The organism is Saccharopolyspora sp., assembly GCF_017434145.1.
Taxonomy (GTDB): Bacteria; Actinomycetota; Actinomycetes; order Mycobacteriales; family Pseudonocardiaceae; genus Saccharopolyspora_C; species Saccharopolyspora_C galaxeae.
Window position 1 is genome coordinate 1 of record NZ_JAFRFW010000009.1, and the last position, 10252, is coordinate 10252.

At 67.9% G+C, this 10252-nt stretch carries 8 protein-coding genes; 3 read left to right on the forward strand and 5 right to left on the reverse strand.

The window, feature by feature from the left end; all coding sequences use genetic code 11:
• Nucleotides 1-27: 27 nt before the first annotated feature.
• The 4 genes from metK to IJH84_RS00200 all read right to left on the reverse strand — a co-directional run bounded on the left by metK (nt 28) and on the right by IJH84_RS00200 (nt 4960).
• Nucleotides 28-1230, reverse strand: coding sequence for a methionine adenosyltransferase (gene metK / locus IJH84_RS00185; protein WP_295138712.1), 1203 nt, complete (start codon nt 1228-1230; stop codon nt 28-30).
• Nucleotides 1231-1361: 131 nt separating this feature from the next.
• On the reverse strand, nt 1362-3068 hold the full coding sequence (locus IJH84_RS00190) for a class I SAM-dependent methyltransferase (RefSeq protein ID WP_200069424.1): 1707 nt from the start codon (nt 3066-3068) through the stop codon (nt 1362-1364).
• A gap of 621 nt (nt 3069-3689) precedes the next feature.
• Nucleotides 3690-4559: an EamA family transporter gene (locus IJH84_RS00195; protein WP_295138717.1), complete on the reverse strand. Its 870-nt coding sequence runs from the start codon at nt 4557-4559 to the stop codon at nt 3690-3692.
• 32 nt (nt 4560-4591) lie between these two features.
• On the reverse strand, nt 4592-4960 hold the full coding sequence (locus tag IJH84_RS00200; RefSeq protein ID WP_295138720.1) for a hypothetical protein: 369 nt from the start codon (nt 4958-4960) through the stop codon (nt 4592-4594).
• Between the two features lie 157 nt (nt 4961-5117).
• Between IJH84_RS00200 and IJH84_RS00205 the strand changes: the two genes are divergently transcribed.
• Entirely contained in the window at nt 5118-5984 is an 867-nt protein-coding gene (locus tag IJH84_RS00205; RefSeq protein WP_295138723.1) for a helix-turn-helix transcriptional regulator, read from the forward strand.
• Nucleotides 5977-6180 (forward strand): DUF397 domain-containing protein, encoded by a 204-nt coding sequence (locus IJH84_RS00210; protein WP_295138726.1) that lies wholly within the window; start codon nt 5977-5979, stop codon nt 6178-6180. The genes IJH84_RS00205 and IJH84_RS00210 overlap by 8 nt, the downstream gene beginning before the upstream one ends.
• Before the next feature lie 174 nt (nt 6181-6354).
• Here the strand turns inward: IJH84_RS00210 and IJH84_RS00215 are convergent, their stop codons facing one another.
• Nucleotides 6355-8073 carry an AMP-binding protein gene (locus IJH84_RS00215; protein WP_295138729.1) on the reverse strand — a complete coding sequence of 573 codons (1719 nt, stop codon included), beginning with the start codon at nt 8071-8073 and terminating at the stop codon, nt 6355-6357.
• A gap of 292 nt (nt 8074-8365) precedes the next feature.
• On the opposite strand from IJH84_RS00215, the gene IJH84_RS00220 reads away from it, so the two are divergent.
• Entirely contained in the window at nt 8366-10105 is a 1740-nt protein-coding gene (locus IJH84_RS00220) for a glycoside hydrolase family 2 protein (protein ID WP_295138732.1), read from the forward strand.
• Nucleotides 10106-10252 lie beyond the last annotated feature (147 nt).

Genomic DNA, 10252 nt, shown 5'->3' on the forward strand with positions numbered 1-10252 from the left:
CGCGGCAGCCCGTGCGGACGTGCGCGATCAGAGACCGGCGGCGCTCTTGAGCGCGGCGGCGCGGTCGGTGTTCTCCCACGGCAGGCTCACGTCGCTGCGGCCGAAGTGGCCGTAGGCGGCGGTCTGCGCGTAGATCGGGCGCAGCAGGTCCAGGTCCCGGATGATCGCGGCCGGGCGGAGGTCGAAGACCTCGTTGATCGCGGCCTGGATCTTGACCGGGTCCACGTTCTCGGTGCCGAAGGTCTCCACGAACAGCCCGACCGGGGCGGCCTTGCCGATCGCGTAGGCGGTCTGCACCTCGATGCGGCTGGCCAGCCCGGCGGCCACCGCGTTCTTCGCCACCCAGCGGGTCGCGTAGGCCGCGGAGCGGTCCACCTTCGACGGGTCCTTGCCGGAGAACGCGCCGCCACCGTGGCGGGCCATGCCGCCGTAGGTATCCACGATGATCTTGCGGCCGGTCAGGCCGCAGTCACCCATCGGGCCGCCGACCACGAACCGGCCGGTCGGGTTGATCAGCTGGCGGGTGTCGGCCGCTTCCAGCCCGACCCGGTCCAGCTCCGGACGGATGACGTGCTGATCGATGTCCTTGACGAGCTGGCTGTCCAGGTCGATGCCGTCGGCGTGCTGGGAGGACAGCACGACGGTGTCCAGCCGCACCGGCTGGTCGCCGGCGTACTCCACGGTCACCTGGGTCTTGCCGTCGGCGCGCAGGTACGGAACGGTGCCGTTCTTGCGCACGTCGGTCAGCCGACGGGACAGGCGGTGCGCCAGCGTGATCGGCAGCGGCGCGAGCTCGTCGGTGTCGTCGCAGGCGTACCCGAACATCAGGCCCTGGTCGCCCGCACCCTGCTTGGCGATCTCGTCGATGACGCCCTCGACCCGGTTCTCGTGGGCGGTGTCCACGCCCTGGCCGATGTCCGGGGACTGCGCGTCGATGGAGACGTTCACACCGCAGGTGTTGCCGTCGAAGCCCTTGTCCGACGAGTCGTAGCCGATCTCCAGGACCGTGTCCCGCACCAGCTGCTGAAAGTCCACGTTGGCGGTGGTCGTGATCTCACCGGCGATGTGCACCTGACCGGTGGTGATCATGGTCTCGGCGGCGACGCGGGACCGGGGGTCCTGCGCCAGCAGGGCGTCCAGGATGGAGTCGCTGATCGCGTCCGCCATCTTGTCCGGGTGACCCTCGGTCACCGACTCACTGGTGAACAACCTGCGGTTGATCTCACTCACGGCTCAACCTCACCTCTGTCGCTACTTTGGCGGCTTCGATCCTTGCGTACCGGCCGCTCCGATGTCATGGAGTTCCACTCCATGGCACCGGAGCAACCGTCCCCAACAGGGGTCTTATGCTGTTTTAATGATCATGCACGGGCGTGGATGATGCCCCACGCCAGGCTCCCGGCGTTACCGGAGTCGACCCAGGCGCGCAGCCCGCGCTTCATCTTCGTGCGGTACTCCTCGCTGATCCGGTCGGCCAGCTCGGACTCGCGGCTCTCCAGCACCTCCAGCACCCGGCCGTAGTGCACCGGCAGGTACTCGCTGAGGTCCTCGAATTCGAAGTTCTGCAGGCCCAGCCGGGCCAGCTCGCGGCGGTAGAAGCCGGGCGTGCCCATCGTGTCCAGGTTGAGCCGCTCCAAGATCGGCCCGAGGTCCTGCTTGCGGGCGTCGTCGGCGGCCATCGGGTCGGTGAACACGAACGAGCCGCCCTTGCTCAGCACCCGGGTGGCCTCTTCGAGAACCCGCTCGCGGTCACCGCTGTGCAGGATCGCGTCCTGCGACCACACCACGTCGAACGCGTTGTCCTGGAACGGGATGTCCTCGAACGAGCCGTCCTTGACCTCGATGAGGTGGTCGAGCCCCTCGGCGCGGTTGAACTCGACGTTGCGCCGGTTCTCCACCTCGCTGAGGTTCAGGCAGGCCACCTTGCAGCCGTAGGTCCGGGCCAAGTGCCGCGCAGCACCACCGTAACCGGCGCCGATGTCGAGCACGCGGGTCTGCGGTGTGATCTCTACCTTGCTCACCATCCGCTCGACGGTGCGCCGGGACGCGGCATCGATGTCCTCGTCCTTGGTCTGGTAGAGGCCGACGTGGATGTCGTTACCGCCCCAGACGTTGAAGTAGAAGTTGTCCGCGTCCTCGGAGTTGTAGTAGTCGCGGGCGGTGTGCACCGCCGCCGAGTACATGTCGGACAGTTCGTCCTCGGCCCGGTAGTTCTTCTCCGCGACGTGGATGAAGAAGTCCGGGTCCTGGTCGGCGTGCGTTTCCTGGAAATCGCCGTAGGTGTCGATCCGCTGGAATCCGACCTCGCGCAGCAGCCGCCGCACGTAATTCTTCCGCAACGGGTACATGTTGAGGAAGAATTCACTCTTGTCCGGGAACGTGTACTTGAACCGGGCCAGGCCCTCGTCCACGTGATCGGGTTCCGCGGAAACGTCCTCACCCGCGTAGTAATAGGTGTGCTTGCTGGAGAACCCGTCGTCCAGAATGGAGTCGTAGTTGCGCTGGTCGATGATCAGCACGCCGTCGTGCTTGAGCATCGCGTAGAACTCCGCCAGCGTCTTGCGCCGGTCCCGCTCGGAGAACAGGTGCGTGAACGAGTTGCCCAAGCAGATGATCGCGTCGTACGCGCCGTGCACGTCCCGGTTCAGCCACCGCCAGTCGGCGTGCACCACGCGCAGGATGTGCCCGCCGTAGGCCAGGCCGTTGCGGAACGCCTGGGCGAGCATCTGCGGGCTGCCGTCCGCGCTGACCGTCTCGAAGCCCTCTTCCAGCAGCCGCACGGAATGGAACCCGGTGCCGGTCGCCACGTCCAGCACCGATTCCACACCGCGGGCTTTGAGCTGTTCGACGAAGAACTGGCCTTCGCTCTCGTAGCGCTTCTTCCAGTCGATCAGGTCGTCCCACTTGTCGACGAATCCGCCGACGTACTCGTGCGTGTAGTGGTCGGATTCGCGCACTTCCAACGGGTTGTCGCCGAAGACCTGCTCCTCGCGGGCGACCAGCTCGGCCGTGTTGTCGACCGCACCGTTGCCGTCGCCGTGCGCCAGGTCATCCACGCTCTTGGCCATACTTCACTCCCACCACTCGCGTTGGTCATGCGCCTCTGCACCGCACTCGGGTCCGCGCGAATCCGCCCCGAGATCATCTCGCGGTCGTGCCGGGTCGCCAATCGAAATGGCGACGCCTGCGCACCGGCGCGGGCGGCCGAAAAAGTTCAGGCCGCAACACCTGCGCCAGTCCTCGCACTCAGTCAGCGCCTTTGCCGACCGGCTTCGACGCGAAATCCGTGCGTCGAGTAACCAAACTAGGCGAATGAGTTGCTGAAGCAACCGTGCAAAGCTGTGACACTGATCACATGGGTGGGATATTAGCGTGATTCAACCGATCACCCTGGGTAAAAAAATGCGCTTTCACCTGCGCTTATTCCGGAGATTGCGGAGGCATGTCACGATCAGATAAGTGCACGGTCGCGCCGGAGTGTGTACCATCGCGTACGCAGCACTTACCATGACAACAACGAATAGCGCAACCGCGGATGCCTACAAAATTGCTCACGCTGGGCTCGCGGTGGGGATCGATTTCCCTTTTCCGCCGGTGAGATCGATCGGGGGGCCACGGATGTTACGATCCACACCGCAGCAGCGCCAGACTTTGGCACAAGATCTTTTCAGTTGCCGCTTCCTCGCTGGTCAGGCCAGGTCGATCAGGACGATCCCGGCCACCACGACCCCGGCGAGCACCGCCCGGCCGCGGCCCATCCGCTCGCCCAGGAAGATCGCCCCGAGCAATGCGCCGAACACGATGCTGGTCTCGCGCAGCGCCGCAACCGGTCCAAGGGTTGCCCGTGTTTGCGCCCACAAAACGATCCCGTAGGCGGCCATCGAAACGAGCCCGCCCGCAATTCCGCCGCGCCAATGCCGGCGCAATCCGGGCAGAAAACTCCGGCGCCGCGCGGCCCAGCCGGCCAGCGGCAACGCGGGCCCCTGCAGCAGGAACATCCAGGCCGCGTAGCCGAGCACACCGGTCCGGTGCACTCCGACGCCGTCGATGACCGTGTAAGTGGCGATCAGCAGGCCGGTGCCGAACGCGGCGAGCAGACCCGGCACAGCGGTGCGGCCGGGCATCCCGCCGACGAACACCAGGCTCAGCAACCCCGCGGAGACCACCAGCACCCCGGCCAGCTGCACCGCCGGGATGCGCTGGCCGAGCAGGACGGCGGACAGCAGTGTCACCACCCACGGCGAAGTGCCGCGGGCCAGCGGGTAGACCTGGCTGAACTCGCCCAGCCGATAACTGGCCAGCAATCCGAATTGATAAAGGACGTGCACCGCGGCGGAAGCCAGCACCAGCGGCCAGGCTTCCGGTGCGGGCGGGCCGGTGAACATCACCACAACTGCGCCGACCGCGGTGTAGGTGAGGCCGATCAGCGAGAACCCGATCATCCGGTCGGCCACCCCGTGCGCGAGCGCGTTCCAGGTCGCGTGCAACACCGCCGCCAGGAGCACCGCCAGGGTGACCAATGTCCCCGCTTGTTGCGCTTCAGCGGCCACGTCGGTCATAGCGCCCCCAGATCGTCTCCCCCGACCCTAGATCAACTCGACGTCTTGATCAGCCGATCGACCGCTGCGTTCCGTCCGCTGGGACCACGTGCGCACGCACCCGGCCGCCCCAGGTGAACCCCTGCCGCACGGAGTCGGGCGAGAGCATCGGCGAGCCATTGGCCGCCGCCGACGCCGATCACGTCGTATCGGCCTCCGACGACGATCCCCCAGCCCGCGATCTCCATCGCGGCGCGCGTTCCGTACTCCTGCACGACTGCGAAGGCCCGCGCCCTGGCGTTGGCGACCTCCACGGCCATCCGGCGGGCGAACTCCTCTTCTCCGCACATCGGCGGGTGTCCGGTCAGGTCCGGCACCAGCAGGTCCAGCGGATCGCGCCCGATTCCGCCCGTTCCGTCCATGGGTGACTCCTCTCTCCCGTGCCCGCGTGCCGTTCGCCGCGATTGATCGGGAGATTAGAAGTTGACATCCAAGGCCGGGTATTCCCCGATCGTGCGATCTTGAATGTCAGGAAATTTCGCTAGACTGCTGGCCGGATCAGCAGAAGGGGACGACGGCATGACGGGCTCATCGCCGCAGCTGCGCCGGCTCGGCGCGGAACTGCGCAGGCTCCGGGAGGCGGCGGGACGCACCCAGACCCAGGTCGGCGACGCCATCGGGCGCAGGCACACGACGATGGTCAATTGGGAGCACGGCAACACCAAGATCAGCGAAACCGATCTCGTGCGGCTGCTGGCGGAACTGCGCGCACCGGCCGAAGTGCGCAAGGGCCTGGAGCAGTTGCGGGCGGAATCCCGGCACGGCGCCGGGCAGTGGGCGGTCTACGGACTACCGGAATGGCTGCGGCCGCTGGTCAGCTTCGAGGAGGACGCCACCGAGATCCGCACGTTCGAACCGGTGCTGGTTCCCGGGCTGCTGCAAACCGAGGACTACGCCCGCGCCATCCACGACGCGGGGCGGCACAAGGTCGCCCCGGAATTCGTCGATCGATGGGTGCAGGCGCGAATGCAACGGCAGCAACGGCTCACCGGGCCGAACCCGTTGCACCTGCACGCGATCATCGCCGAGGCGACCTTGCGGCTGGCCGTCGGCAGTCCCGAAGTGCTGGCCGATCAGCTCGATCATCTGCTGGACCAGAGCAAATCCGCCAACATCACGATCCAAGTGCTCACGGCGACCCATGACGGCTACGGCGGAATCGCGACGAACTTCACCCTGCTGCACTTCGCGAACCCGGAGATCGACCCGCCGATGTGCTACTTCGACGGCCCGCTGGGCGGGCACATGATCAGCGATGCGGGCGACGTCGCGACCATGGACGGGATGTTCGGTGACTTGCGCCGGATGGCTCTTGCACCCGGCGAATCCCGCGAGATGCTGGCTCGGGTACTGCACGAGCTACGCGAGGAAAACGATCATGGTTGAGTCGCGCGACGTCCCCTGGCGCAAATCGAGCTACAGCGACGCCGGCGGCAACTGCGTGGAAGTGGCGACCCTGACCGGCGGCGGCTCGGCGGTCCGCGACAGCAAGTCCCCGGCCGCCGGAACCCTGCACCTCACCGCCGCCGCCCACACCGCCTGGATCGCCGCCCTCAAACAGGGCCACTTCGACGCACCCTGACCCCGAAGCCACCGAGTGAACGGCCCGCTCGTCCCAATAGTTTGGTCCAACGGTCCGTTCGCTCACGGTCCACGCACGTACGCGACCGGCTACCGCGGCAGGTCGAGCCGAGTGAACGGCCCGTTCGTCCCACTAGATTGGACGAACAGGCCGTTCACTCGTGGAGAAGCGGGGTCAGGACTTCAGGGTCGGGAAGTGCTCCTCGCGGTACTCGCCGGGCGGGGCGGCGTCGGTGAGCTGTTCGGTCTCGCGGGTGCGGAGTTCGACGCGGCGGATCTTGCCGGAGATGGTCTTGGGCAGGTCGGTGAACTCCAGCCGCCGGATCCGCTTGTACGGCGCCAAGTGCTCGCGGGCGATCCGCAGGATCGCCAGCGCCGAGTCCTCCCCCGGCTCCCATCCGGCGGCCAGCACGACGTACGCCTTCGGCACCGCCAGCCGGATCGGGTCCGGCGAGGGAACCACCGCGGCCTCGGCGACGGCCTCGTGCTCCAGCAGCACGCTTTCCAGCTCGAACGGTGAGATCCGGTAGTCCGACGCCTTGAACACGTCATCGGTGCGCCCGACGTAGGTGATGTAGCCCTCGGAATCCCGCGATCCGACGTCGCCGGTGTGGTAGTAGCCGCCGCGCAACACCTCGGCGTTGCGCTCGGCGTCGTCGGCGTAGCCGGTCATCAGGCCGACCGGCCGCGGGTCCAGGCGCAGGCAGATCTCGCCTTCCTCGGCTTCCCGGCCACCGGCCGGGTCCACCAGCGTGACCTCGAAGCCGGGCAGCGCGCGGCCCATCGATCCGGGTTTGAGCTCCTGGCCGGGCGTGTTGGCCACCTGCACGCTGGTCTCGGTCTGCCCGAAACCGTCCCGGATGGACACTCCCCACGAGCGGCGGACCTGCTCGATGATCTCCGGGTTGAGCGGCTCCCCGGCGCCGACGACCTTGCGCGGCGGAGTCGGCAACGCGCTCAGGTCCGCTTGGATGAGCATCCGCCACACCGTGGGCGGGGCGCAGAAGCTGGTCACTCCGCAGCGCTCGATCTCGCGCAGCAGCGCCGGAGCGTCGAAGCGGGAGTAGTTGTAGATGAACACCGTCGCCTCGGCGTTCCACGGCGCGAACACGTTGCTCCACGCGTGCTTGGCCCAGCCCGGCGAGGAGATGTTCAGGTGCACGTCCCCCGGTTCCAGCCCGATCCAGTACATAGTGGACAGATGGCCGACCGGGTAGGAAACGTGGGTGTGCTCGACGAGCTTCGGCTGCGCGGTGGTGCCGGAGGTGAAGTACAGCAGCAGCGGGTCGGCGGCGCGGGTCGGTCCGTCCGGGGTGAACGACTCGTCCGCGGCTTCGCTGTCCGAATAGGACTGCCAGCCGTCCGCGCCACCGACCGCGATGCGGGTGTAATCCCCTGGCACATCGGCGAATTTGGCGGTGTCGGCGGCCGTGGTGACCACGTGCTTGGCCCCGCCCCGATCGACCCGGTCGCGCAGGTCCGCCGCGCCGAGCAGCGTCGTCGCCGGGATGATCACCGCGCCGAGCTTCATCGCGGCCAGGATCGTCTCCCACAGCTCGACCTGGTTGCCCAGCATCAGGATCAGCTTGTCGCCGCGGGCCACGCCGAGGCCGCGCAGCCAGTTCGCGACCTGGTTGGAGCGCCGGGTCAGATCGCCGAAGGTGAGCTTGCGCTCGCCCCCGTCGGCCTCGACGATCCACAGCGCCAGGCGGTCCTCGCGCGCGGCGATGGTGTCGAACCAGTCCAGCGCCCAGTTGAACTCGGCGGGCTGCGGCCAGCGGAACTCCGCCCGCGCGGCGTCGTAGTCCTCGCGGTGGTGCAGCAGCAGGTCGCGGGCGGCCAAGAACTGCGCACCGGGATTTCCGACCTGCGGGGACTGGGCTTGCTGGGTCACGTGCGGGTCCTCCTCGATGCGGCACCGGTGCCGGGTGGTCTGCCGATCCAACTTAACCGGATACACCCGTTCAGATCCATGATGTTGCTCCGATGCGCGGCACACGGATGGTGCCGTTGACTTCCCGTGTGTTTCTGGTCATTGTTGTTGCTTGTTGTGGCTTCTGTTTCGTCCTGATTTCCCGGCTCGCGGTTAGAACCGATCCCCAGGAGGCAACGTGCACCGACGCGCGACCCGCCGGTTCCGATTCGCGGCGCTGATCGCCGCCGCCGGACTGGCTACGGTGACCGGCATGCCCGCTCAGGCGTCCCCGGCTCCCCAGTGGGAACCGCAGGAACCGCCGCTGACCACGCCGTGGACCGGCCAGGTCGGCCCGGACAACGCGCTGCCCGAATACCCGCGCCCGCAGATGACGCGGGAGCAGTGGCTCAACCTCAACGGCCTGTGGGAGTTCGCCGGCGCCGCCGCTCCCCCCGCGGAGACCTCCGAGCAGATCCTCGTGCCGTACCCGCCGGAGTCCGGCCTGTCCGGGATCCAGCGCCACGACGACCACCTGCTCTACAAGCGCACCTTCGAGGTGCCGCCGGACTGGGCCGGGCAGCGGCTGCTGCTGCATTTCGGGGCGGTGGACCAGAAAGCCGCGGTCAGCGTGAACGGCAAGGAGGTCGCCGTGCACGAGGGCGGTTCCACCGCCTTCAGCGCCGACATCACCGATGCGGTCACCGATTCCGGACCGCAGGAGGTGACCGTCGAGGTGGAGGACCGCAACGACGCGAACCCCTACCCGGTCGGCAAGCAGCGCAACGATCCCGGCGGCATCTTCTACACCGGAGCCTCCGGCATTTGGCAGACGGTGTGGCTGGAACCGGTGCCGGACTCGCACATCACCGGCCTGAAGATCACGCCGGACCTGCCGGACGGGAGTTTCGCCGTGCGCGCGGACGGTTCCCGCGGCGGCCGGGTCGAGGCCGTGCTGAGCGAACCCGGCGGCGGCGAAGTGGCCCGCGCGAGCGGGGACGCGGGCGCGGACGTGCGGCTGCCGGTGCCGGACCCGCACCTGTGGTCGCCGGACGACCCGTACCTCTACGACCTGAAGGTGCGGCTGCTCGACGACGAAGGCAGGCCGGTCGACGAGGTCGGCAGCTACGCCGGAATGCGCTCGATCGGACTCGTCGACGACGAGCAGGGGCGCCCGCGGCTCGCGCTCAACGGCAAGATCCTGTTCCAGCACGGGCCGCTGGACCAGGGCTACTGGCCGGACGGCATTTTCACCGCGCCCACCGACGAGGCGCTGCGGTCCGACCTGGAGCAGACCAAGCAGCTCGGGTTCAACATGGTGCGCAAGCACATCAAGGTCGAACCGGCGCGCTGGTACGCGCACGCCGACCGGCTCGGACTGCTGGTGTGGCAGGACATGCCCGCGCTGGTGAACGGGCAGACCCCTGGCGAGGACGCGAAGCGCAACTACGAGGCCGAGACCCGGGACATGATCGACCAGCTCGGCAATTCGCCGTCGATCGTGACGTGGGTGCCGTTCAACGAGGGCTGGGGCGAGTTCGACACCGCCCGGATCGCCGAGCAGGTCCAGGAGCAGGACCCGACCCGGCTGGTGGACGCGGCCAGCGGGGTGAACTGCTGCGACTCGCTGCCGGACACCGGCGCGGGGCACATCTACGACGACCACACCTACGTCGGTCCGGGCGCGCCGGAGGTCACCGGCGAACGCGCCTCGGTGGACGGCGAGTACGGCGGGCTCGGGCTCATCGAGGAAGGGCACCTGTGGCCCGGCGAACCGTCGTCGTACGAGATCGTCGAGAACCGCGAGGAACTCACCCGCAGGTACCGCGAGGTGCACGACGACCTGGTGCGGATCATCGGCGAGAAGGGGATCTCGGCTTCGGTGTACACCCAGATCACCGACGTGGAGAACGAGGTGAACGGGTTCTTCACCTACGACCGCCAGATCCTCAAGCCCGACGCCGACGCGGTGCGCGAAGCCAACCGGGCGGTGATCGACGCGGGAACCCCGTGATCCCGAACGAATTCGGTCGCACAGCGAGGAAAATCGAAAAGCCAGCGAGGAGGACGACGATGTCCGTTGGGCACGGTGGCGCCCGGGAGTTCAGCAGGCGCGCGATCGGCGGGGCGGCGATCGCGGCCGCCGGGGCGGCCGGGCTCA